The organism is Sanguibacter antarcticus (assembly GCF_002564005.1).
Lineage (GTDB): Bacteria > Actinomycetota > Actinomycetes > Actinomycetales > Cellulomonadaceae > Sanguibacter > Sanguibacter antarcticus.
The window spans coordinates 99292-121705 of record NZ_PDJG01000001.1; the positions used below are offsets into that span (position 1 = coordinate 99292).

General features: G+C 69.1%; 20 protein-coding genes and 1 riboswitch. Of the genes, 12 read left to right on the forward strand and 8 right to left on the reverse strand.

Annotated elements, in window-relative coordinates; all coding sequences use genetic code 11:
• Nucleotides 1–111 precede the first annotated feature (111 nt).
• The 5 genes from ATL42_RS00470 to wecB form a co-directional block, all read right to left on the reverse strand.
• A complete protein-coding gene (locus ATL42_RS00470) occupies nucleotides 112–1017 on the reverse strand; it encodes an ABC transporter ATP-binding protein (RefSeq protein WP_098453672.1) in 906 nt (301 codons plus the stop codon).
• Nucleotides 1004–1876: an ABC transporter permease gene (locus ATL42_RS00475; RefSeq protein ID WP_098453673.1), complete on the reverse strand. Its 873-nt coding sequence runs from the start codon at nucleotides 1874–1876 to the stop codon at nucleotides 1004–1006. Before ATL42_RS00475 ends, ATL42_RS00470 begins: the two co-directional genes overlap by 14 nt.
• The gene (locus ATL42_RS00480; RefSeq protein ID WP_098453674.1) at nucleotides 1873–3690 is read right to left on the reverse strand and encodes a glycosyltransferase family 4 protein; all 1818 of its coding nucleotides are present in this window, start codon (nucleotides 3688–3690) and stop codon (nucleotides 1873–1875) included. Before ATL42_RS00480 ends, ATL42_RS00475 begins: the two co-directional genes overlap by 4 nt.
• On the reverse strand, nucleotides 3687–4910 hold the full coding sequence (locus tag ATL42_RS00485) for a glycosyltransferase family 4 protein (RefSeq protein ID WP_169925300.1): 1224 nt from the start codon (nucleotides 4908–4910) through the stop codon (nucleotides 3687–3689). The genes ATL42_RS00480 and ATL42_RS00485 overlap by 4 nt, the downstream gene beginning before the upstream one ends.
• Nucleotides 4911–5078: 168 nt before the next feature.
• Entirely contained in the window at nucleotides 5079–6233 is a 1155-nt protein-coding gene (wecB, locus tag ATL42_RS00490; RefSeq protein ID WP_098456216.1) for a non-hydrolyzing UDP-N-acetylglucosamine 2-epimerase, read from the reverse strand.
• Nucleotides 6234–6405: 172 nt separating this feature from the next.
• Here wecB and ATL42_RS00495 point away from each other — a divergent pair, with 172 nt between their 5' ends.
• The 4 genes from ATL42_RS00495 to ATL42_RS00510 all read left to right on the forward strand — a co-directional run bounded on the left by ATL42_RS00495 (nucleotide 6406) and on the right by ATL42_RS00510 (nucleotide 10400).
• A complete protein-coding gene (locus ATL42_RS00495) occupies nucleotides 6406–8250 on the forward strand; it encodes a DUF4012 domain-containing protein (RefSeq protein WP_098453676.1) in 1845 nt (614 codons plus the stop codon).
• Between the two features lie 69 nt (nucleotides 8251–8319).
• Nucleotides 8320–8847 (forward strand): LPXTG cell wall anchor domain-containing protein, encoded by a 528-nt coding sequence (locus tag ATL42_RS00500; RefSeq protein WP_098453677.1) that lies wholly within the window; start codon nucleotides 8320–8322, stop codon nucleotides 8845–8847.
• 81 nt (nucleotides 8848–8928) lie between these two features.
• Nucleotides 8929–9813 (forward strand): L,D-transpeptidase, encoded by an 885-nt coding sequence (locus ATL42_RS00505; RefSeq protein WP_098453678.1) that lies wholly within the window; start codon nucleotides 8929–8931, stop codon nucleotides 9811–9813.
• Nucleotides 9810–10400 (forward strand): CAP domain-containing protein, encoded by a 591-nt coding sequence (locus tag ATL42_RS00510; RefSeq protein ID WP_098453679.1) that lies wholly within the window; start codon nucleotides 9810–9812, stop codon nucleotides 10398–10400. The genes ATL42_RS00505 and ATL42_RS00510 overlap by 4 nt, the downstream gene beginning before the upstream one ends.
• 61 nt (nucleotides 10401–10461) lie before the next feature.
• Here ATL42_RS00510 and ATL42_RS00515 read toward each other — a convergent pair whose 3' ends face one another.
• Nucleotides 10462–10749, reverse strand: coding sequence for a DUF2530 domain-containing protein (locus ATL42_RS00515; RefSeq protein ID WP_098453680.1), 288 nt, complete (start codon nucleotides 10747–10749; stop codon nucleotides 10462–10464).
• A 677-nt stretch (nucleotides 10750–11426) separates the two neighbouring features.
• Here ATL42_RS00515 and ATL42_RS00520 point away from each other — a divergent pair.
• The 5 genes from ATL42_RS00520 (at nucleotide 11427) to ATL42_RS00540 (ending at nucleotide 16941) form a co-directional block, all read left to right on the forward strand.
• Nucleotides 11427–11978 (forward strand): hypothetical protein, encoded by a 552-nt coding sequence (locus ATL42_RS00520; protein ID WP_143556657.1) that lies wholly within the window; start codon nucleotides 11427–11429, stop codon nucleotides 11976–11978.
• Nucleotides 11979–12176: 198 nt separating this feature from the next.
• Nucleotides 12177–13655 (forward strand): NCS2 family permease, encoded by a 1479-nt coding sequence (locus ATL42_RS00525; protein ID WP_425443167.1) that lies wholly within the window; start codon nucleotides 12177–12179, stop codon nucleotides 13653–13655.
• 59 nt (nucleotides 13656–13714) lie between these two features.
• Nucleotides 13715–14989 carry a mannose-6-phosphate isomerase, class I gene (gene manA / locus ATL42_RS00530; protein ID WP_098453683.1) on the forward strand — a complete coding sequence of 425 codons (1275 nt, stop codon included), beginning with the start codon at nucleotides 13715–13717 and terminating at the stop codon, nucleotides 14987–14989.
• A 132-nt stretch (nucleotides 14990–15121) separates the two neighbouring features.
• Nucleotides 15122–15589, forward strand: a complete 468-nt coding sequence (locus tag ATL42_RS00535; RefSeq protein WP_245861902.1) for a MarR family winged helix-turn-helix transcriptional regulator — start codon at nucleotides 15122–15124, stop codon at nucleotides 15587–15589.
• On the forward strand, nucleotides 15586–16941 hold the full coding sequence (locus ATL42_RS00540) for an MFS transporter (RefSeq protein ID WP_098453684.1): 1356 nt from the start codon (nucleotides 15586–15588) through the stop codon (nucleotides 16939–16941). The genes ATL42_RS00535 and ATL42_RS00540 overlap by 4 nt, the downstream gene beginning before the upstream one ends.
• 66 nt (nucleotides 16942–17007) lie before the next feature.
• On the opposite strand, the gene serC is transcribed toward ATL42_RS00540, so the two are convergent.
• A complete protein-coding gene (gene serC / locus ATL42_RS00545) occupies nucleotides 17008–18138 on the reverse strand; it encodes a phosphoserine transaminase (RefSeq protein ID WP_245861905.1) in 1131 nt (376 codons plus the stop codon).
• Nucleotides 18139–18278: 140 nt separating this feature from the next.
• Here serC and ATL42_RS00550 point away from each other — a divergent pair, with 140 nt between their 5' ends.
• The 3 genes from ATL42_RS00550 (at nucleotide 18279) to ATL42_RS00560 (ending at nucleotide 21199) form a co-directional block, all read left to right on the forward strand.
• Nucleotides 18279–19004 carry an iron-dependent transcriptional repressor DtxR gene (locus ATL42_RS00550; RefSeq protein WP_098453686.1) on the forward strand — a complete coding sequence of 242 codons (726 nt, stop codon included), beginning with the start codon at nucleotides 18279–18281 and terminating at the stop codon, nucleotides 19002–19004.
• Nucleotides 19005–19103: 99 nt separating this feature from the next.
• Nucleotides 19104–19289: riboswitch (cyclic di-AMP (ydaO/yuaA leader) on the forward strand.
• The gene (locus tag ATL42_RS00555) at nucleotides 19290–20090 is read left to right on the forward strand and encodes a C40 family peptidase (protein ID WP_245861908.1); all 801 of its coding nucleotides are present in this window, start codon (nucleotides 19290–19292) and stop codon (nucleotides 20088–20090) included.
• Nucleotides 20091–20263: 173 nt separating this feature from the next.
• The gene (locus ATL42_RS00560; protein ID WP_098453687.1) at nucleotides 20264–21199 is read left to right on the forward strand and encodes a universal stress protein; all 936 of its coding nucleotides are present in this window, start codon (nucleotides 20264–20266) and stop codon (nucleotides 21197–21199) included.
• Here the strand turns inward: ATL42_RS00560 and rocD are convergent.
• Nucleotides 21196–22413: an ornithine--oxo-acid transaminase gene (rocD, locus tag ATL42_RS00565; RefSeq protein WP_098453688.1), complete on the reverse strand. Its 1218-nt coding sequence runs from the start codon at nucleotides 22411–22413 to the stop codon at nucleotides 21196–21198. The genes ATL42_RS00560 and rocD overlap by 4 nt on opposite strands.
• Nucleotide 22414: the final 1 nt, after the last annotated feature.

Below are 22414 nucleotides of genomic sequence, written 5' to 3' on the forward strand. Positions count from 1 at the left end.
GCCGACCAGCACTGTTGCTACGACGCTATGACACCAAGGGCTTGAACTGCGCCATGATCGCGACTGCTTTTTGTGAGCGCGAGATGTGACTCTGGTGTATTTTGCAGTCCGCTAGTGAGGCCGTGCGTGCCGAGGCCACGACCCACGCGCGATGGGCGTCGTGAGCTCGATCCGCGACGGCTGCCCGGCCTCGATCGCTTCCTTCAGCTGTTGCTTCGCCGCCGCGTGCTCGCCCTTGCTGACGTTCCACGCCCACGACCGGTAGCGCCGGGCAGTCTCCACCGCAGGCCCGTCGAGGACCACGCGACCACGGTCGAGCCAGATCGCTCGCGTGCAGATCTCCTCGATCACCTGAGCCGCATGGCTGACCACGAAGACGGTTCCCGCATGGGCCCGCAGCTCTTCCATGCGGCGTTCGCTCCGCTCCTTGAACGCCGCATCGCCTGTCGAGAGGGCCTCGTCGATGAGGAGGATCTTCGGGTTGGCGGCCGCAGCGATCGCAAACCTCAACCGTGCGCCCATCCCCGACGAGTACGTCTTCATCGGATAGTGGATCGCCTTGCCGAGGCCAGCAAGATCGACCACGTCAGGGATCAGACGCTCGGTCTCCTCCGGGGAGAGCCCCATCGCCAAGCAGCCCAGCCGGACGTTCTGCTCACCCGACAGGTCTGGCACGAGCGCAGCGTTGACGCCCAGCAGCACAGGGCTCGTCTCAGCCACCACCTGGCCGCGAGACGGGACCTCGAGACCAGCGATCACCCGCAGCAAGGTGCTCTTGCCCGACCCGTTGGTGCCGACGATGCCCACCGACTCCCCCCGGTAGGCAGCCAACGACACGCCAGCGAGCGCGCGGACGAGCACCTTAGGCTGACCGCCCGTGACCTTGGTGAGCGCACGGGCAGATCGCGAGGACCTCGACGAGCTGACGTGCTCGGTGGACGGGACCCGATAGTGCACGTGGACGTTCGCGACCGCGACCGTGACGTCGTCCTCCCAGAACAACCTATTCGCGACCATAGGTCTCCTCTCCTCTCCAGAAGAAGAGGAACCCGACGAGGAGGGCTCCGGCAGCCCATGCTCCGAGGACGGCCCACGATCTGAGGTCGGGTGTCTGGCCGTAGAGCAGCACGTCGCGCGTCATGTCGAGGACGAGGAAGAGAGGGTTGAGCTCGACCACCGCGAGGACCGTCGGGTGAGACACGAACGCGTCGAAGGAGAAGAAGACCCCGGATCCGTACAGCCAGAACCGTGTCACGAACCCGATGACGAGGTTGAGGTCGGGGACCCGCGCCACCATGCGTGCCGCGAGCAGCGCGATGCCGGTGTTGAACACCACCTGCAGAGCGAAGACGAGCGGGAACAACACCCACCGCCAGGTGACCACCGCATGGGGTGGGATCACCAGGACGAGCACCACCATGGAGACCACGACAGGAACCATGCTCAGCGTCTCGCGCAGCACAGCGGCGATCGGCAGCGCCGCACGCGGGAAGAGGAAAGACCGGATGAGGTTCCGCCCGCTCGTCACCGACGACGCCCCCGCGGAGAGGCACCGTGCCGTGAACTGGAACATGAACACGCCGATGAGCAGATAGCCGATGAAGTTCTCGATCCCGCGGCTCGACTTGAGGACGAGCCCGAAGATCACGAGGAACACGAGCCCGTTGAGCATCGGATTGAGCACGAGCCAGACGTTCCCCAGCACCATCTGACGCGTGCCGCTCGTCACCCGTGCGCGGGAGTCCGCGACGATGAAGTGTCGGCGGGTCCACAGCTGCGACACATAGTCGCGCAGCGCAGGCCGACGACCCACCGGGTGCAGACCCTGGAGCTGCACCACGGCGAGCTGTTGCCCCGCAGCTCTCTCGACGCTCATACCGCTACCCCCCGGTGCGCGACGCTGCGCATCACCTCACGGTACGTGGCACCCACAGATCCCCACGTCCGCGTCGAGGCGAACGCACGGCCGCTCGCGCCCAGCGACGCCCGCAGCGCCTCGTCCGACGCAAGCTCCTCCAGCACGTCAGCGAGCGCTCCCGGGGCCTCGGGGGAGACGACGCGTCCGCTGCCAGGCGCGGTGACGAGCTCGGCCAGCGCAGGCAGGTCGCTCGCGACGACCGGGCGTGCGCACGCCATCGCCTCCACCGGCTTGAGCGGCGTCACGAGCCGGCACACCCGGAGGTCTCGTCGAGGAACGACGAACACGTCGAGCGCCTGGTGGTGCACCGCGGCTGCGGCACGGGGGACCCGACCGGTGAACGTCACCGCGGATGCGACCCCGAGGGCACGCGCCTGAGCCTCGAGCCCTGGTCGGGACACCCCGTCCCCGACGATCAGGCCGCGAGCGTCGATGCCGCGTCCTCGCAGCTCGGCGATCGCGTCGACGAGGGTGTCCAACCCTTCGTAGTCGACGAGGCTCGAGACCGTCCCGACCCAGAAGCCGTCCTCGGGCAGCCCGAGCGCCCGACGTGCGGCGGCGGGGGACAGGCTGGTCGTCAGCAGTGCTTCGTCGACAGCGTTCGGCACGACGGTGATGTGCGCGTCGGGGATCCCCCGCTCGACGAGCTCGTGACGCAACGTCTCGCTCAGCGTGAAGACGTGGTCGGCGGCCAGCGCCATCTCGGTCTCGCGAGCACGCAGCACGGCGTACTTCTCGCTCGTCGCGGCACGCTCCTGCTCGGCGACGCTGGGCCGGCTGGCGACCCACGTCTCCTCGAGGAGCCCGCGGACCTCGTACACCCACGGGATGCCGAGCCGCTGCGCTGCCGACCGCGCGACGACGGCGTTCATGTAGTTGGTCGTCGCGTGCAGGATGTCGGCACCGTGCGCACGGGCCACGGGGACGAGCCGGTCGACGGCGTCGAGCACCCGCTCGTGCGCGGTCCGCTCAGCGACCGGTGCGATGAGCCGGTGGTAGGTGATGCTGTCGACGACGTCCGTGTGCCGAGCGTCGATCCGGCCGATCGAGACGGGATAGCCCAGGCGCGTGACAGCGGCTGCCTGGAGCCCGGCGCTCTGCTGCGCGAGCAGCACCGAGTGGCTGCGCTGCGCGTAGCCGCTCTGCGTGTGCGGCAACGAGTTCGTCAGGACGTGGAGCACGCTGAGCGCCGACGGTCCGGACATCGACGACGGCTCCGACGCCTCTGGCGGCATCGACGTCCGGGTGGTCTGCGGCGGCGTCGGGTCTCCCGCGAGCGCGCCCGGGGTCATGACGTGCAGCTCGGACGCGAGCCGTGCGTGCAGCGCGCGCGTCGAGCGGTGAACGTCGGCGGCGGTGACCGCGGCGGTGAGGTCTCCCTGGCTCCACAGTGCGCGCGCACGTATGGCGGGGAAGCGTTCTAGGACGAGGTCCGGTACCAAGGACGTGCAGCCGAGCTGGACAGCCATCTCGCCGTGCAGACGCGACCGCCACCCACCCGGTCTCGGCGTGGGGACCTGCGCCAGCACCGATCGTGCCTCGTCTGGGCGGTCCACGAGCCAGAACCCCGCCGCACGCCGGACCGACCCCTCGCGTCGTGCGCCCGAGCGCAGCGCACGGCCGGCGGCTTCCCGGGCCCGGCGCGGCAGGCGCCGGCTCGTCTGGAGGACGAAGTTCAGCGGGTCGTCGGTGAGGTGCCTGGCCGACGTGGTGCCTGCGAGCGCGACGTTGCACACGAGCTCGCCCAGCCGTGCAGGGGCGAGGAAGGTCATGCGGCGACGCTCTTGAGCAGGCGGAGGTACGAGAGCGCGAGCTCGTCGAAGTTCGCGTGGTCCATCGCCCACTCTCGCCCCGCCGGACCGACCGCAAGCTGTTCTCGGTGCCGCGCCAGACGCCCCCACAAGAGGGCAAGAGCCGCGTCGTCTCCCGGAGAGACCACGTCGCCGGCGTGCACGGACGTGATGAGCCCCGCCGTCTCGCCTGCCACGACGGCGGACACGTGCCGCTGGAGGGCGAGCGCCTCGTAGGTCTTCGACGGGACGGTCCACTCGAACGGTGCCCAGTCCCGCAACGACACGAGCACCGTGTCGGCCCACCGGTAGTGGTCGACGATGTCGCCCACAGGGACGCGGCCCACGAACGTGACCGGCGCGCCGAGCGTCTGGGCCAGCGTCTGGAGCTCGTCCTCGTCAGCGCCGCCGCCGACGAACCGGAGCTCGACCGGGATGCCGAGCGCCGATGCTGACGCCGCAGCCCGGATCGCGACGTCGAGACCTTGGCTGCGTCCCATCGTCCCCACGTAGGCGATGTGCAGCGCGTCCGACGTCGGTGCAGGGGGAGCGAGCGGCTCGAGCTTGTCGAGCGGTGCACCGTTGCGGATCACCTCCACCTGCTGGACCCGCCGCGACCGCAGGACCTCAGCGAACGAGTCCGTGGTCGTGACGACGACGGCTGCAGAGCGCTGCAACCAGGTGAGCACCCGGTCCGCGACGAGAGTCAGGACGCGACGCTTCGTCGAGACTCGCGTCTGACCATTGCGCAGCATGCCGCTCGCATGGATGAGGTCGGGCCACGCGTCGCGCATCTCGATCACGTGCGGAACGTGCAAGAGCAGGCCGAGCAGCCATCCGGCTGCGATCGACGGCAGGCCGGGAGCCGTCGAGACGATGACGTCCGGGCGCGACGCCCGAGAGCGGAAGAGCCGGAGCCCGAGCCATGCCGAGTCGAGCGCGGCCACCGCCTGGTCGATCGAGCGCGAGCGCAGCCCCTGGCCGTGCTCGCGAAAACGCACCCGGTAGACGGTCTCGCCGTGCTCGCCCGATGTGACGGTGCCGGGAGCGTGCTCGCTGGTCAGGTCGTCCCGATGCCCAGCGGGGTAGTGCGGCGGCGGCGCGATGACCGTCACCTCGACGCCGTCAGCGACGAGCCGCGGGACCAGCGCCGACCACCGTCGTTGGGGGGCGTTGTTCTCCGGTGCGTAGTGATGGGTCACGAGGAGGACGCGCAACCTGCCACCCCCGCCTGTCTCGCTGGCTCCGCTCCGACCCGGAGCGGGTGGTCCTCTGGTCCAGAGGGTACCGACCGTACCCGGCGCAAACCCTGGGAAGCCGGTTCAACAGGGTGGTTAGCCGAGGTATCGGAAGAATTCACCCGGTGCGCGTCAGGTCGTGTGCGCCCCGAAGTCGTCGGCTCGTTCCCCGACGCCGAGGAGCGCACCGATCGCCGCGACCGCCCGGGCGCTCGCCCGCCCGTCGCCGTACGGGTTCACGGCGTGAGCCATCGCGTCGTACGCACCAGCGTCGGTCATGAGGCGCTCGACCTCGTCGACGATGCGGTCCTCGCCGGTGCCGATGAGAGCGACCGTCCCCGCCGCGACCGCCTCGGGCCGTTCCGTGGTGTCACGCATGACCAAGACCGGCTTGCCGAGGCTCGGCGCCTCCTCCTGGACACCGCCGGAGTCCGTCAGGACGATCCGGCTCACACCCAGCAGACGCGTGAACTCCCCGTACGCGAGCGGTTCCGTGACGAGCACGTTGGGCAGCCCGGCGAGGTGCGGGAGGACCGCCTCGCGGACGATCGGGTTGCGGTGCGCAGGCAGCACCACCACATACTCCGGGTGCGCCAGCGCGATCCGGCGCAGCGCGCGCCCCACGTTCTCCATCGCGTCACCCCAGTTCTCCCTGCGGTGCGTCGTGACGAGCAGGACCGGCCGACCCGACGCGGCGACCTCCTCGAGCCGGGGGTCCGCGAACGGCAGATCCTTGGCCACGGTCTCCAGCAGCGCGTCGATCACCGTGTTCCCCGTCACCACGACGTCGGCAGGGTCAACGTGCTCGCGCAGCAGGTTCGCCCGGCTCTCCGCGGTGGGAGCCAGGTGGAGCGCTGCGAGCTGCGTCGTGATCCGACGGTTCGCCTCCTCCGGGAACGGCGACGTGATGTCGCCCGACCGCAGCCCTGCCTCGAGATGGATCACCGGGATCTGCCGGTAGAACGCAGCCAGCGCAGCAGCCGTCGACGTCGTCGTGTCTCCCTGGACCACGACAGCCGCGGGCGCGACCTCGAGCAGCACCGGGTCGAGCCGGTCGAGGATCCGCGCAGCCACCCCGGACAACGACTGACCGTGACCGAACACGTCGAGGTCCACGTCCGGGACGATCGCGAACAGCTCGTTGACCTGGTCGAGCATCTCTCGGTGCTGCCCCGTCACCACCGTCATGCTCGCGAGAGACATGCTCGCTTCGAGGGCGCGCACCAGCGGCGCGACCTTGATCGCCTCAGGGCGGGTGCCGTACACAGTCATCACGAGCGGCTTCATGCCGAGGATGCTCCCACCGCGACCACCGGAACCAGGGGAGTGACGCGCCGAGCGCACCACGTGCACCCGCCCCGACCAGACACGCCCCGCCCCACCTCGGCACGCCGCCGCGCAACGCGATCGGCGCGTGGCAGCATGTCCCGCGGACAGGTTGGACTTCCAAGGGGGCGCCGTGCAGGACGAGACGATCGACATCTTCGGCGAGGGCTCCGGCCCCGGCGACCAGGCACCACGACGGCCCCGACACCGAGCGCTGAAGATCGTCGCGTTCTCCGCCCTCGGCCTCGTCATCGTGACCGGTGCGCTCGCCGCCTGGGTCGGGTACGACCTCCTGTCCGTCCGGAGCTCGCTCACCGCAGCCTCCGACCTCGTGCCCGAGCTCCAAGACGAGATCGCTGCCGGCGACGGCGACGCCGCGCTCGCCACCCTCGCCGAGGTCCAGGACCACGCACAGGACGCAGAGGCCTCCTCCCACGGGTTCCACTGGTCGGTCGTCTCGCTCCTGCCCGTCGCGCGACCCAACATCCAGGCCGTCCAGGTCGTCACCGAGGTCGTCGAGTCTCTCGCTGTCGACGCCCTGCCCGCGCTCACCGAGGCCGCGGTGCTCGTCGGCCCCGACGGACTCAGCCCCGTCGACGGGCAGATCGACCTCGCGCCCCTCGTCGCCAGCGCCCCACAGCTCATCGCCGCGGACCTCTCCCTCCGACGAGGGCTCGCGGACCTGCGTGCCGTCGAGACCGACGAGGTCCTCGACCCGCTCGCCGATGCGGTCACCGACCTTGAGAGCACGATGTCCGACATCGCGAGCACCACGTCGACAGCCGCGCGCGCCGTCCAGATCGCCCCCGCGATGCTCGGTGCCGACGGCCCTCGCCGCTTCCTGCTGCTCGTCCAGAACAACGCCGAGCCCCGCGCGACAGGCGGCATCCCGGCATGGGTCATCCTCCTCACCGCCGACGACGGCGTCCTCCAGTTCGCCGACCAGCGCTCAGCGAGCGAGTTCCAGCCCGACGCACCCGTCCTGCCGATCACGGATGCCGAGCGCGCGCTCTTCGGCGACGACCTCGCGCAGAAGATGGCCGACGTCAACTTCACGCCCGACTTCCCCCGGACCGCCGAGCTCGCCAGCGCGCTGTGGCAGCAGCAGGACCCCGGAGAGATCGACGGAGTCCTCTCCCTCGACCCGGTGGCGCTCGCGGACATCATGAAGACGACAGGGTCGCTGAGCTTGCCGTTCGGACCACAGCTGGACGCCGATAATGTTGCCGACTACCTGATGAACGGTGTCTATCTCCAGATTGCCGATAAAGACCAGCAGGATGCGCTCTTCCAGCTCGTGGCCGCCGCAATGTTTGCCCAGATCCTCAACGGACCGGGTGAAATATCGAGCGCATTTCCAGCATTGGCCGACTCGGCGGACGAAGGACGCCTCATGCTCTGGTCTGCACACCCTGACGAGCAGGAGCTGCTGCAGCCGACCGCACTGAGCGGAGCTCTCGTCGGCGATGCTGCGGACAGCGACGGCGGCGCAGATCGGCCGATCGTCGGGGTCTACCTCAACGACGGGACCGCCGGAAAGATCGGCTACTACCTCGAACGCTCCATCACCGCAGACGTCACCGAGTGCCGTGCGGACGGCTCTCAGGCCCTGAAAATCACCCTTTCTCTGACCTCGACGGCTCCTGCCGACGCGGCCACCCTCCCCGAGCACGTCACCGGTGTCTCCGGCGACGTTCCCCCGGGAGACATCCGCACGAACGTCCTCGTCTACGCCCCCGCAGGAGGTCAGCTCGAGAGCGTCACCGCAGGTGGGGAGCCTGTCGGCATTCAGTCCCAGCTGCACGACGACCTCTTTGTCGCAGGGCTCACGAACAACCTCTCTCCCGGAGAGAGCGAAATCTACGAATACGAGATCGTCACCGGACCAGATCAACGCGGAGTGCCACTGTTGCGCTTTACACCTGGACCACGGGATACTCACACCCAGGTCACAGGTGCCACGTGTAACGGTGCCTGAGAACACAACTTCGGGTCGCTGTGACGACGGCTTCCGCACTCCATCATCGATGTATCTAGGGGACAGAACATGAATCGACGTATCGCGGCAACGGCCGTAGCAGCACTGGCGCTCGCCGTGGTTCCGGCGACCACCGCCTCTGCGTACGAGGCCATCGACTTCAGCTCGACGCTCTCGGCAACTTCCTTCTCGGCGGGCTCGCCGTTCAACTACGTCGTCGACGGCCCCCTCTACAACGACAAGATCACCGCGTCGGTCACGTCGACCAGCGTCGTCACCTCGGCCATCTCCATCGCGGGTACGTCGAGCCTCGCCAAGGCCACAGACGCCGCAGGCGACGCGACGTTCAACATCACGCTCGCAGCAGCTGGGTCGTACACGATCACGGCCGTCGACGCAGAGGGAACCGTCATCAACACGCAGACGATCGCGGTCGGTTCGGCTGCGACCTCCACCGGAGCCGCTTCGGGTGCAGCAACCCTGCCCGTTACGGGCTCCTCGCCTCTGCCGCTCACGATCGGTGCCGGTGCGCTCGCCGCAGCCGGCCTCGGAGCGTTCTTCTTCGCGAAGCGTCGCCGGGCAGCCCTGAACGCCTGACGCACCATCTCACGACGACCGAGGGCCTCCGGATTCCGGGGGCCCTCGGTCGTCTCTCGCACGGGAGCCACGGAGGACCGCATGCTGTCTCGAGGCCGTACGTCCGTGGTGAGCGCAGCAGGCGTGCTCGTCGTCCTGGCCGCCGTCGGGTTCACGCTGGGTCGATCGCCACACGAGACCGTCGTCGCGCGCGTGGAGACGGTCAGCGCACCTGCCGCTCCGTCCGCGCCGGCGCCGGCGCCGGCTGACGAGGGGCCTGCGGTCGACCCGACGAGCTACGACCTCGCCGCCCTGCCGAGCGTCGACGTCTTCTCTGTCCTGCCCGAGCTCCCGCTCGACCCGGCACCTGACCTCCCGCCCACCCAGGTCCTCGTGACACCCACGGGGGAGGCAGCCCCGGTCTTCGCGGAGCCGGGCTCACCTCCGGTCGCCCGGCTCGCGTCCGAGCAGGTCCACGACGGCACGACCGTGCCCGTCGTCGAGCAGCACGAGCACTGGTTGCGCGTCCTGCTGCCCGGACGGCAGGGCTACCCGTCCGCAGGGGTCACCGGTCAGGCGACAGGATGGGTCCGTGCCGCCGACGTCACCACGGCGGCCGACCCGTTCCTCGTGACAGTGAGCCTCTCGGGCGGCCTCCGCATCCTCGAGGACGGCGTGGCGATCTACGAGAGCCCCGACCTCGGCTACGGCACGCAAGCGACCCCGACACCTCTCGGAAGGACGTTCATCATGACGATGTTCACCGACCCGGCTGCGGCCTACACGCGCGGGCTCCCGATCGTGGCGCTCGGCGTCCAGTCTCCGACCCTCGACGGCTTCGGCGGGACAGACGTCGCGGTGACGGCCTTCCACTTCCACGACGACCGGGCGCAAGCAGTCTCCAACGGGTGCGTGCGCGTCGACGAGGCGACGATCGCGCAGCTTGCCGCGCTGCCGCTCGGCACACCGGTCGTGATCACCGCATGAGCCGTCGCGAACCGGGACGCTCAGGCTCCCGCAGGCGGCGGTCCGTACGCAGCGCGTCGCTCGCGCTCGCTCTCTTCCTCGCGTGCACCGCATGCAGCACAGCCGACGACGGAGGGCAGGCCGACGACGCAGGCCAGACGGCCGACCTGAGCGACTCGACCTCGGTCGAGGAGAGCCCAGCCCCCTACGACCTCGCTGCTGTCACGCCCGAGGAGTACGCGGCAGCCCTCGTTGCATCGACGAACGCCGTCCGCGAGGACGCGGGCCTCGACACGTTGTCCCCGTCGCTGTGCGCGCAAGAGCAGGGGCTCGTCCGTGCGACCGACCTGGTGGACGCCGGCGGAGAGCTCGTCCACGCGTCCCTCGACCCGGTCACCGACGGCTGCGGACCCGTGGAGATCACGGGAGAGAACCTCAGCCGGGCTGCGGCGTCACCGCAGGACGTCGTCGATGCGTGGATGCAGTCGCCGGGGCACGCCTCGAACATCCTCATGCCCGCCTACACGTCCATCGGCATCGCGTGCGTGCCCGTCGTCGACGAGTCCGAGACCGAGATGCTCTGCTCGCAGATCTTCCTCGGCATCTAGCCGGGCAGGGGCCCAGGGGCCACCGCACACCGCTCACCGCTCACCGCTCAGAGGCGAGAGCTCAGGGTTCCGTGGTGCTGGCGGCTCCCGCGCGGTAGCGGCGCCTGTTCGCCCGCTCCCACACGAGCCCCAGGAGACCGAGGACCACGCCAGCCGCACAGACGAGGAGCTGGTCGACGACCTCGTGGTCGGTGAAGAGCTGGAGCACACCGAACGTCGCACCGGCCACGACCCACAGCGTGATCCCGACGAGAACCACCACGCGCAGGTCGACGTCCATCGGGCGGACGTCGCGTCGACGCCGCTCCGGGTGCAACGTGAGATCGATCGCGGGGGGCAGGCGAGGCATGAGCCCACACTAAGCCTCGGCTCTCGAGCAGCGCCGGAGGTCATGGTGCACCGGGCGCGTCTGCGTCCGACCGGTCTGCACGGACCCCACGACGGAAAGTCCGTTTTGAGAGACTCGCGAGACCGAGGTCGGGTCTCCGTTTGTGAACAATGCGTTAACGAGGGCTATCGCGTGCGTCACACTTTCATTGAACGTCGGTTGGTAAAGGCCCGGACAGTTCTATTGATTGAAAATAGAGATACCGGCGACCAGCCGTTCTCACAAAGAGGTGGGCGTCTGTCTTCAGGAGTGTCGTCGCAGGTCCGCGCCACGGTAGGGGCGGCGGACACGTGGCCGCCTGCTCGGCGGGGCGTCAAGGCGCGTCATCGTGCTTCACGAGGTCAAAAACGGCGAGATACCAACGTTCTTGCCGCTTCGAAACTGTGTGAAACGGGCAAGGTGTACAGATTGCCGTGGGGTGCCCCGACGAGCCCCTGTGTCGTCCCGCAGGCCCGGTCGACCTCTCCTGACATTCCTCGAGAATGTCCGTGCCCATTTCGCACCTTGCATTGTTGCCGAGCCCCACGTAATACTTGTGGCGTACTCAGGAGTGCCTCAAGGCTCGGCGTTTGAGGGGGGAGCGCCTGAGACTGCCATAGTCCTTCACCGGACTTCCGACACCTTGCGGGGAGACACCCATGAATCGACAAGTCTTTGTCATCGCCGCCGTGGCCACCGGGATCGCACTCGTTCCCGCCGCCGCGCAGGCCGCACAAGCACCCGAGACGAGCGAGCGCACATCTGCGGTCGTCGCCGGATCGACCACCGAGGGCAACGCCGTCGTCTACGCGGTGAACGGCCCTGTCGACAACGAGTTCATCACGGTGAACGTCGTCTCCAACCCCGCTGAGCTTCCCGAGAGCGCCATCTCGATCGCAGGCACGGCCAGCATGAAGAAGCCCACCGCGGACGGCAGCGCATCGTTCGAGGTCACCATGGAGGCTGGCGGCACCTACACGCTCGTCGCCACCGGTTCTGACGGCGACCTCATCGACTCGCAGGTCGTCACCGTCGTCCCTGACGGGACCGCCTTCGCTGCAGGCACCACGGAGAGCGCGACGCTCGACGTCGTCTCCCCGGTCGGCGAGGCCTCCGGCGCAGGCGCTGCGATCGGAGCCGGCGCGATCGCCGTCGCCGGAGCAGGAGCTGTCTTCGTCGCCAGCCGCCGACGCGAGCTCATGCGCCGCTGAGCCCCGCTCGCACCACAGACTCGCATCACCCCACAGCGGCCCGTCCGCACAGAGGTCGATGCATCGAAGCACGGTTGAGGACCTCGGGGGTGGGGTCCTCAACCGTGCGGGTCCATACCCCAAGACATCGCGCGGGGCCGCCCCGGCACAGCGTGGGTGGCGTAGTCAGCCCAGCGCACCCGTGCAAAGATCATCCCCGTGACTGAGACAGCTGCCGCCGTGAGCGAGCCGAAGAATGCGATCGACAAGTTCTTCAAGATCACCGAGCGAGGCTCGTCCGTCGGCGCCGAGGTGCGCGGCGGACTGGTGACGTTCTTCACGATGAGCTACATCATCGTGCTCAACCCCATCATCCTCAGCACCATCCCGGACGGCACCGGCAACTACCTCGGTGGTGGCTCCGAGCCGAACCTCGCGATGATCGCCGCCACCACAGCGCTCGTCGCCGGCGTCCTCACCATCCTCATGGGAGTCGTCGCCAACTTCCCGCTCGCGCTCGCCGCGGGTCTCGGTCTCAACGCCGTGGTCGCCTTCTCGATCGCGAGCCTGCCAGGCATGACCTGGGCGGACGCGATGGGGATCGTCGTCCTCGAGGGACTCATCATCCTGGTGCTCGTCCTCACCGGGTTCCGGGAGGCCGTGTTCCGCGCGGTCCCCGTCGAGCTCAAGACGGCGATCAGCGTCGGGATCGGCCTCTTCATCGCGTTCATCGGTCTCGTCGACTCCGGGTTCGTGCGCATCCCCGCGAGCATGGCGACGCCGGTCGAGCTCGGGATCGACGGATCGCTCGCCGGGTGGCCGCTGCTCGTCTTCGTCTTCGGCCTCGTCGTCGCGATCGTGCTCATGGTGCGCAAGGTCCACGGCGCGATCCTCGTCGCGATCCTCTCCTCGACCGTCCTCGCCGTGATCATCGAGGCTGTCGCGACGGTCGGCCCCCAGACGCTCGACGGCAGCAACCCGACCGGCTGGGAGCTCAACACGCCCGAGCTGCCAGACTCTCTCGTCGCCGTCCCCGACTTCTCTCTGCTCGGGCAGTTCTCGCTCTTCGGCTCCTTCGAGAAGATCGGTGCCGTCGCCGTCATCCTTCTCGTCTTCTCTCTGCTCCTCGCCGACTTCTTCGACACGATGGGCACCATGGTCGCTGTCGGCGGCGAGGCCGGCCTGCTCGACGAAGAGGGCAACCCGCCCCGCACCCGCCAGATCCTCATCGTCGACTCGATCGCGGCCGCGGCAGGCGGCGCCGGGAGCGTCTCCTCCAACACGAGCTACATCGAGTCTGCTGCGGGAGTCGGTGACGGGGCCCGTACGGGCCTCGCGTCCGTGGTCACCGGGATCGCGTTCCTCCTGGCCACGTTCCTCTCCCCGCTCGTCGACATGGTGCCGTTCGAGGCGGCGACCCCGGCGCTCGTGGTGGTCGGGTTCCTCATGGTCATGCAGGTTTCCGGGATCGACTGGAAGAACTACGAGGTCGCCATCCCGGCGTTCCTCATGATCATCCTCATGCCGTTCACGTTCTCGATCACCGCCGGCATCGGTGGCGGCTTCATCGCCTTCGTCGTCATCAAGGTCTCGCTCGGCAAGGTCAAGGACGTCCACCCGCTCATGTGGCTCGCGTCGGTCCTCTTCGTGGCCTACTTCACACGAGGTCCGCTCGGGGAGCTTCTCGGGGCGTTCTGACCCAGGGTCAGTCTCAGGGCCAGTCAATCTGGGCCCCGCCCTGACGTACTGTCGGTGGTGTGAGACCGAGCCAGATCTTCCGTCTGACCAACACCGTGCAGCACTACGCGTGGGGATCGCCGACCGCTATCCCCGAGCTCCTCGGAGTCCCTGCGGACGGCCGCCCCGTCGCGGAGATGTGGCTCGGCGCGCACGCCCTCGCCCCGTCGCGCTGCGTGCCGCAGGGGGCCGGCGGCTCGGCCGAGGACCTCCACGAGGGCGTCGAGCCTGTCGCTCTCCCCGACCTCGTGCGCAGCGCGCCCTACACGACCCTGGGCGTCGCGGTCGTCGAGGAGTACGGCCCTCGGTTGCCCTACCTGCTCAAGGTCCTCGCCGCCGACCAGCCGCTCTCGCTCCAGGTCCACCCCAAGCCGCACGTCGCGCGTTCGGGGTTCAGCCACGAGAACGCTGCAGGCGTCCCTCTGGACGCCCCGGAGCGCAACTACAAGGACGACCAGCACAAGCCCGAGATGATGCTCGCGCTCACGCCCTTCGAGGGGCTGTGCGGCTTCCGGAGGCCTCTGCGCACGCTGCAGCTCTTCGACGGGCTCGACGGTGCCCTCCTCGGGTCGATGCGCGACGCGCTCCGAGCGTCGCCCGACGCGCGCGGGGTGCGGAGCGCCTTCGAGCTCGCGCTGGCCGCGCGGGGGACGGACTGCACCCAGGACATCGAGACGACCGTCGCGTCGATCCGCGCACGCATCGCCCGCGGCGGTGCCGGCTCGAGGAGCGGGGTCGTCTCGCGCGGCGACTACACCGCCGTCGCGCTCGCTGAGCACTATCCGGGAGATCCCGGCGCGCTCGTGTCCCTCATGCTCAACCGGGTCTCCTTGCAGCCGGGAGAAGCGGTCTTCCTCGCGTCCGGCGAGGTGCACGCGTACCTGTCGGGTCTGGGCATCGAGGTCATGGCGAGCTCGGACAACGTCCTGCGTGCTGGGCTGACGTCGAAGCGCGTCGACGTGGACGCGCTCCTCGCGTGCGCGAGCTACGTGCCCCGCCCGCCCGAGCGGCCGGTCGTCGTCCCCGGGGTGGTCGGCCAGACCCTCGCGACGTACCGGGCTCCTGTGCCCGAGTTCTCGCTCATGTACGGCACCGTGGTCGGGGACGCTCTCGTGGCGCACACCGGTCCGCGCATCGTCCTGTGCCTCGACGGGGAGGTCGTCGTCCAGAGCGGGGCGAGCACCGCCGGCCCGCCTGCGCGACTCCGTCGGGGTGAGTCGGCGTTCGTCCCGCACGACGCGGGAGCGGTCGCCCTGCGCGGGTCGGGGTCGGTCGTCGTCGCCTACGTCCCGTGAGGATGAAAACATCATCTCCTCAGGTAATTACGTAAGGTAATGAGTTAAGGTAAGGGAGTGCCTCAACCCTCCCTCCCCCTTGACGAACCAGCCCACACCACAGACCCCGCTCCAGCACCGACCACGGGCCAGGTGACGAACCAGACCACGGGCCAGATCTCGGGTCAGGCGACGGACCTCTGCGGCCCCGACACCCTGGCCGGACAGCTCCGCGTCGCACTCACCCGTGTCAGCAGGCGCCTGCGCGCGCAGAAGGGCGACGCCGAGCTCACCGAAGGCCAGCTCGCCGTCCTCTTCGCCATCCGCAAGCTCGGCCCGATGACGCCTGGCGCACTCGCAGAGCACGAGAACATGCGCCCGCCGTCCATGACGAGGATCGTCAGCGCGCTCGCCGACGCGGGCCTCGTCCTCAAGGTCGGCGACGCGACGGACCGGCGTCTCGTCGTCGTCGAGATGACCGCCCTGGGCGCCAGCGAGATCGCCGAGACCAAGCGCCGTCGCAACCAGTGGCTCACCGAGAAGCTCGACGGGCTGACCGCGGAAGACCGACAGACGCTCGCCCGGGCGAGCGAGCTCCTCACCGAGATCGCTGCACGATGAGCCCCACGTTCTCCTCGCTCAAGTATTACAATTACCGGCTGTGGTTCGGGGCAGCGTTCGTCGCGAACGTCGGCACCTGGATGCAGCGCGTCGCCCAGGACTGGCTCGTGCTCACCGTCCTGTCGGACGACTCCGGGGTCGCCGTCGGGGTGGTCACCGCCCTGCAGTTCGCGCCGGTCCTCTTCCTCTCCGCCTGGGCCGGGGTCCTCGCCGACCGCGTCAACCGGCGCAAGCTCCTCATGATGACCCAGACGGCGCTGGGCGTCCTGGCGCTCGGTCTCGGTGCCCTCGTGCTGTCCGGCCAGGCCGAGCTGTGGCACGTCTACGTCTTCGCGACGCTCCTCGGTTGCGTCTCCGCGATCGACGGCCCGGTCCGGCAGGTGTTCGTCGCCGAGATGGTCCCGGCCAAGAGGCTCTCGAACGCCGTCGGCCTCAACTCCGCGTCCTTCAACGCCGCGCGTCTCGTGGGCCCAGGTGCTGCAGGTCTGCTCATCGCGCTCGTCGGGCCCGGGTGGGTGTTCGTCATCAACGGGGTCACGTTCGCTGCGACGATCTTCGCGATGTCGCGCATGCGCGTCCGAGAGCTGAACATCATGCCGGTCACCCCGCGGGCGAAGGGGCAGATCCGGGAGGGGATCCGGTACGTCCGCGGGCGGAGCGACATCGTCGTCATCATGGTCGTCGTCGGAGTCGTCTCCACCTTCGGCCTGAACTTCCAGCTGACCTCGGCCATCATGGCCCGCGAGGTCTTCGACAAGGGGGCCGGGGCGTACGGCATCCTCGGCTCGATCCTCGCGATCGGGTCGCTCGCCGGTGCGCTCCTCGCCGCCCGTCGAGAGCGTCCGCGCGTGCGGCTCGTCATCGGCGCAGCCTTCGCCTTCGGTGTGGCGAGCGGCATCACGGCCCTCATGCCGACGTACCTGACCTATGCGATCGCGTGCATCCCGCTGGGCTTCGCGTCGCTGACGATGATGACGGCGGCGAACAGCACCATCCAGATGTCGACCGACCCGCACGTCCGGGGCCGCGTCATGGCGCTCTACATGATGGTCTTCCTCGGGGCCACCCCGATCGGTTCGCCGATCGTCGGCTGGGTAGCCGAGGCGTTCGGGGCGCGCTGGGCGATCGGCATCGGTTCCATCTCCGCGCTCCTCGTCGCGTCTGGAGCCGCCCTCTGGACCTCGCGCCACTGGAAGTACACGGTCCAGTACCAGGTGCTCCACCGGCCGCACGTCGAGGTGCGCTACGCCCCCGTCCCCCACCAGGAGGGCGAGGCGCTCGTCGACGAGCGGCGTCTGGTGGCCGACGAGCTCGGGGCGCAAGAGGCGAAGAACACCGCGACGTCGACCTGACGCGTCATGGCGCGAGGCGCTGCTCCTGTGCGGCAGGTGCAGCGCCTGGACGTCGTGAGGGCCTCGTCAGAGGATCGTGTCGATCACGTAGTCGATGCTCTGGGTGAGCGCCTGCACGTCGGCAGGCTCGACCGACGGGAACATCGCGACCCGCAGCTGGTTGCGCCCGAGCTTGCGGTACGGGTCGACGTCGACGACACCGTTCGCCCGCAGGACGGCCGAGATGCGTGCCGCATCGATCTCTGGTGCGAAGTCGATCGTCCCGACGACGGTCGAGCGGGCGGCCGGGTCGGCGACGAAGGGGGTCGTCTCCGTGCGTGTCTGCGCCCAGTCGTAGAGCACCGAGGCGGACTCGGCCGTGCGGGCCGCAGCCCACGCGAGCCCGCCCTGACCGAGCATCCACTCGATCTGCTCGGCGAGCAGGAAGAGGGTGGCCACCGCGGGCGTGTTGAGGGTCTGGTTCGCGCGAGAGTTCGTCACGGCCGTCTGGAGCGACAAGAAGTCGGGGATCCACCGGTCGCTCGCGTCGATCTCGGCGATCCGCTCGAGAGCAGCGGGTGAGACGACGGCCAGCCACAGCCCGCCGTCCGACGCGAACGACTTCTGCGGCGCGAAGTAGTAGACGTCCGTCTCGGAGACGTCGACCGGCAGCCCGCCGGCAGCCGACGTCGCGTCGACCACGGTCAGGGCCCCCTGCTCGGCCGAGCCGGGCACCCGGCGGACCGGGGCCATCGCACCGGTCGAGGTCTCGTTGTGCGGCCAGGCGTAGACGTCGACGCCTTCAGCGGTCTCGGGGAGGGCGACGGTCCCCGGCTCGCCCGACGTGATGATCGAGGTCGAGAGGAAGGGGGCGCCCGTCGTCGACGCCGCGAACTTTCCGCCGAACTCCCCGAAGACGCCGTGCGCTGCACGCTCCCGCACGAGGCTGAACGTCGCGGCGTCCCAGAAGGCGGTCGACCCGCCGTTGCCGAGGACGACCTCGTACCCGTCCGGGACGTCGAACAGCTCGGCCAGGCCGGTGCGCACGCGGCTGACGAGCCCCTTGACGGGGGCCTGGCGGTGGGACGTGCCCAAGAAGGTGTGACCCGTCGCTGCGAGAGCGGCGAGCTGGGCGTCGCGCACCTTGCCCGGGCCGCTGCCGAACCGGCCGTCGCGCGGGAGGAATACGGGAGGGATCGTGGGCGCTGTGTCAGTCACGCGCCACACCTTACGCGCGCCCGATCGTCCGGCGTGGTGGCGTTCGAGCCCCGGGATAGGGTGTCTGTCGGAGACGAGTGAAATCGCCGATCGGCGCGGTTCGGGGCCTTCCAACGCCATCTGATCTACAGGAGGAACGCGTGAGCGACCTGATCGACACCACCGAGATGTACCTGCGGACGATCTACGAGCTCGCAGAAGAGGGGATCGTCCCGCTTCGCGCCAGGATCGCCGAGCGGCTGGGACACTCGGGACCGACCGTGTCGCAGACCGTCGCCCGCATGGAGCGGGACGGGCTGGTGGTCGTCAGCGGCGACCGGCACCTCGAGCTCACCGAGCTCGGCTACGGCAAGGCGATGCGCGTCATGCGCAAGCACCGGCTCGCCGAGCGGCTGCTCACCGACGTCATCGGGCTCGACTGGGAGTTCGTCCACGACGAGGCCTGCCGCTGGGAGCACGTCATGAGCGATCGCGTGGAGCGCCGGCTCGTCGACCTTCTCGACCACCCGCACTTCTCTCCGTACGGCAACCCCATCCCGGGCCTCATGGAGCTGGGGGAGTCGTCGGAAGCAGTGACCTTCCTCGACGGCGTCGTCTCTCTGACCGCTCTCGTGTCCGCGCGCTACGCGAACGGTGGGGTGCTCGAGGCGGGGGCGTTCCCGGCGACGGTCGCACGGCTCGGCGAGCCGCTCCAGACGGACACCGAGCTTCTCGCTCGGCTGGCGTCCGCCGGGATCAAGCCCGGAGAGGTGGTGCGGATCGAGCGTCAGCCCGACGGCGCGGGGATCTCGGTGACGTCGGAGGGGGCGGAGATCGTTCTGGACCTTCCGGACGAAGTATCACGACACATCTTTGTTGTGGCATAAGTCACACCGGCAAAACTTGAGGCCTGGAGTGGGTGACATACCGATGGTCTCTGAGGTACCGTCATGTTGCTTCGTAGGCATAACAAACTATCGAAGTGCAAGAGCGAAACGCCGAACCCTGCCATCGCTCGAGCTAGCCCACGACCCGCTGGCAGGGACGGGGGACCCATAACTGGGCACTGGTCGCAGTGTCCTCGGGGTGAAGTCGTATGAAAAGTTCATTCGGCCGGGTGTTCTCCTACCCGAACCCGACAGCTGACCTCGCAGGCGTCATTGGAGATAAACGTGACCACTAGCACCACTCGTGCCCGCCACAGGCAGGCTCGGCGTCCCATCAGCCCACTGACCACGCTCGTCAGCTCCGCGACCGGCAACGCCGCCGTCATGGGCCGTCGCACGGCCGTCGTCGCTGCGTCCTCGGGTCTCCTCGTCTCGTTCATGGGCGCTGGTGCGGCCATGGCTGCTCCTGCATCCAGCAGCCCGGCACTCAACTCCGTCGACGTCTCTGCGCTCACCACGCAGGCGCGTGCGGCACTGAACACGGCTCCTGCCGTCACGGTCGCCGCCGACGCGACCTGGACGGTCGAGCAGACCGCGGTCTCGGTCACGCCGAAGCCCGAGGCTGCCCCGGAGGTCGAGCGCACCGTTGCTGCCACGCGCAGCGCCGAGCGGACGTCGCTCACCGAGGACACCACGACCACCGCGAGCGCCACGACAGAGACGGCAGCGGCCTATGCGGTTCCCGCATCGGCTGCCGGCAGCTCGATCATCGACATCGCGAGCCGCTACGTCGGTGTCCCGTACGTCCTGGGTGGATCGACCCCTGACGGCTTCGACTGCTCCGGCTTCACCGCGTACGTCTTCGCGCAGGCAGGGATCTCCCTCCCGCGCACGGCAGCCGCACAGCACTACGCGGGGACGATCATCTCCCGCGACCAGGCGCAGGCCGGTGACCTCATCTGGTCTCCTGGGCACATCACGATCTACGCCGGTGGCAACACCCAGATCGATGCTCCCAAGCCCGGTGGAAGCATCCAGTTCCGCTCGATCTGGCAGTCCGACCCGGTGTTCATCCGTATCGGCTGATATCTCTCCTGTTGACGAAGCCCGGACCGCATCTGCGGTCCGGGCTTCGTCATGTCCGGATCTGTCCTGGTCGACCGTCAACCCGGTGCATGGTGGATGCGGGTTTCGCGTCATGGGAGCGTAAAGTCGTTGACGAGTAACGTCTTGGACCATCACGTCAAGGGAGTCTCCTCATGAGCCGCACCGAAGCAATCCTCGTCGGTATCGACGGTTCAGCATCGAGCCTGCACGCACTCGACTGGGCGACCGCCCTCTCGAGACGGTCCGGCCAGCCGCTGACTGTCGTCTGCTCCTACTCCTTGCCCTCGTTCGCGGCAGCGTCGCTCGACGGCGGCTACGCAGCGCTCGACGACTCCTCGATCCAGGCAGGGGCCCGCGTCGTCCTCGACGAGGCTGTCGCCCGCGCGGAGCTCTCGGGCGTGACCGTCACAGCGCACCTCACGACAGGTGACGCGGCCGGGGTGCTCATCGAGATGTCGAAGGACTTCTCCTTGGCTGTCGTCGGCACGCGTGGGCGCGGTGGGTTCGCCGAGCGGCTCCTCGGAACGGTCTCCTCAGCGCTCCCCGCCCACGCCCACTGCCCGACGGTCGTGGTGCCGCTCCGCTCCGAAGAAGCAGCGCCTGACGAGGACGCCGTCGCGCCGCTGCACCGGATCATCGTCGGGGTCGACGGGTCGCCCTCCGCTCACGGAGCGCTGGACCGTGCGATCGAGCAGGCGATCCTGTGGGAGGCCGAGCTCGTCGCCGTCGCCGGCGTACCCGTCGGTTCAGGGTCGGGGCTGCTCGCATGGCTCCCGGCGTCGATCGACCACGAGCAGGTCCTCGAGGACGTCACGAGGGGCCTCAACGACATCGTCGATGCCGCCGAGGCGGAGCACGCGGGCCTGAAGATCAAGCGCATCGTGCTCGACGGCACCGGCGCAGAGCTCCTCACCGAGTTCTCCACCGCCAGCGACCTCCTCGTCGTCGGTTCGCGTGGGCGTGGCGGCTTCGCAGGGCTCCTCCTCGGCTCGACGAGCCAGGCGGTCCTCCACCACTCCGAGTGCCCGGTCATGGTCGTCAACAAGCACTGCGACGCCCCACGACCTGCTGACAGCGCGTCGCTCTAGCCGTCCTCGGCGAGCACGTCGCGGAGCTGGTCGAGGCCGTGGTCGAGGTCCTCGACAGAGATCGTCAGCGGCGGCGCCAGCCGCAGGGTCGATCCGTGCGTGTCCTTGGCGAGCACGCCTCGTCGCAGCAGCGCGAGGCACACCTGCTTGCCTGTGCCCCAGGCAGGGTCGACGTCGATGCCTGCCCACAGGCCGGCGCCGCGCACGTCCACGAGCAGCTCCTCGGTCACGAGGTCGTCGAGCCGCGCCTGGAGGTGGTCGCCGAGAGTGCTCGCTCGCTCCTGGAGGTCTCCCGTGCTCAGGAGGTCCACGACCGCGAGCCCGACCGCGCACGCGAGCGGGTTGCCGCCGAACGTGGAGCCGTGCGTTCCCGGTGTGAAGACCCCGAGGACGTCCGAGCGACCGACCACCGCGCTCACCGGCACGATGCCGCCGCCGAGCGCCTTGCCCAGCACCACGAGGTCCGGGCGCACGTTCCACAGGTCGCACGCGAGCGTGGTCCCCGTCCGGCCGAGGCCTGACTGGACCTCGTCCGCGATGAGAAGGATCCCGGCGTCGTCGCACAGGGCGCGGAGGGAGGGCCAGAAGCCGGGCGCGGGAACGATCACGCCTGCCTCGCCCTGGATAGGTTCCATGAGGACGGCGACGGTCGAGGAGTCGATCGCGGCCTCGACAGCAGCCGCGTCGCCGAAGGGGACCACGCGGAAGCCCGGGGTGAACGGACCGTAGCCGGCCCGAGCGTCGTCATCGGTCGAGAACGAGACGAGCGTCGTGGTGCGACCGTGGAAGTTGTTCTCCGCGACGATGATGGTCGGGCTGGTGATACCGCGAGATGCGCCCCACTTGCGGGCCGCCTTGATCGCCGTCTCGACAGCCTCGGCGCCCGTGTTCATCGGCACCATCATCGACTCGGCAGCGCCTCCGGCGACCGACGGACCCACCAGGCCGCACAAGGCCTCCGCGAACGGGTCGAGAAGGTCGTGGGTGAACGCTCGTGACGTCAGGGTGACACGATCGAGCTGATCATGGGCGGCAGCCACGAGCGCAGGGTGCCGGTGACCGAAGTTCAGGGCCGAGTACCCCGCGAGCAGGTCGAGGTACCGGCGCCCTGCCGTGTCTGTCACCCACGAGCCATCGGCCGTCGCGATCGTCACCGGCAGCGGAGCATAGTTCGGCGCGAGCCGTCCCGTCCCCGGCGCTGCAGCCGCGGCCATG

Coding starts and splice junctions, on each gene's coding strand:
- ATL42_RS00470 (WP_098453672.1), bottom strand. CDS start 1,017: ATGGTCGCGAATAGGTTGTTCTGGGAGGACGACGTCACGGTCGCGGTC.
- ATL42_RS00475 (WP_098453673.1), bottom strand. CDS start 1,876: ATGAGCGTCGAGAGAGCTGCGGGGCAACAGCTCGCCGTGGTGCAGCTC.
- ATL42_RS00480 (WP_098453674.1), bottom strand. CDS start 3,690: ATGACCTTCCTCGCCCCTGCACGGCTGGGCGAGCTCGTGTGCAACGTC.
- wecB (WP_098456216.1), bottom strand. CDS start 6,233: ATGAAGCCGCTCGTGATGACTGTGTACGGCACCCGCCCTGAGGCGATC.
- ATL42_RS00500 (WP_098453677.1), top strand. CDS start 8,320: ATGAATCGACGTATCGCGGCAACGGCCGTAGCAGCACTGGCGCTCGCC.
- ATL42_RS00505 (WP_098453678.1), top strand. CDS start 8,929: ATGCTGTCTCGAGGCCGTACGTCCGTGGTGAGCGCAGCAGGCGTGCTC.
- ATL42_RS00510 (WP_098453679.1), top strand. CDS start 9,810: ATGAGCCGTCGCGAACCGGGACGCTCAGGCTCCCGCAGGCGGCGGTCC.
- ATL42_RS00515 (WP_098453680.1), bottom strand. CDS start 10,749: ATGCCTCGCCTGCCCCCCGCGATCGATCTCACGTTGCACCCGGAGCGG.
- ATL42_RS00520 (WP_143556657.1), top strand. CDS start 11,427: ATGAATCGACAAGTCTTTGTCATCGCCGCCGTGGCCACCGGGATCGCA.
- ATL42_RS00540 (WP_098453684.1), top strand. CDS start 15,586: ATGAGCCCCACGTTCTCCTCGCTCAAGTATTACAATTACCGGCTGTGG.
- ATL42_RS00560 (WP_098453687.1), top strand. CDS start 20,264: ATGAGCCGCACCGAAGCAATCCTCGTCGGTATCGACGGTTCAGCATCG.
- rocD (WP_098453688.1), bottom strand. CDS start 22,413: ATGGCCGCGGCTGCAGCGCCGGGGACGGGACGGCTCGCGCCGAACTAT.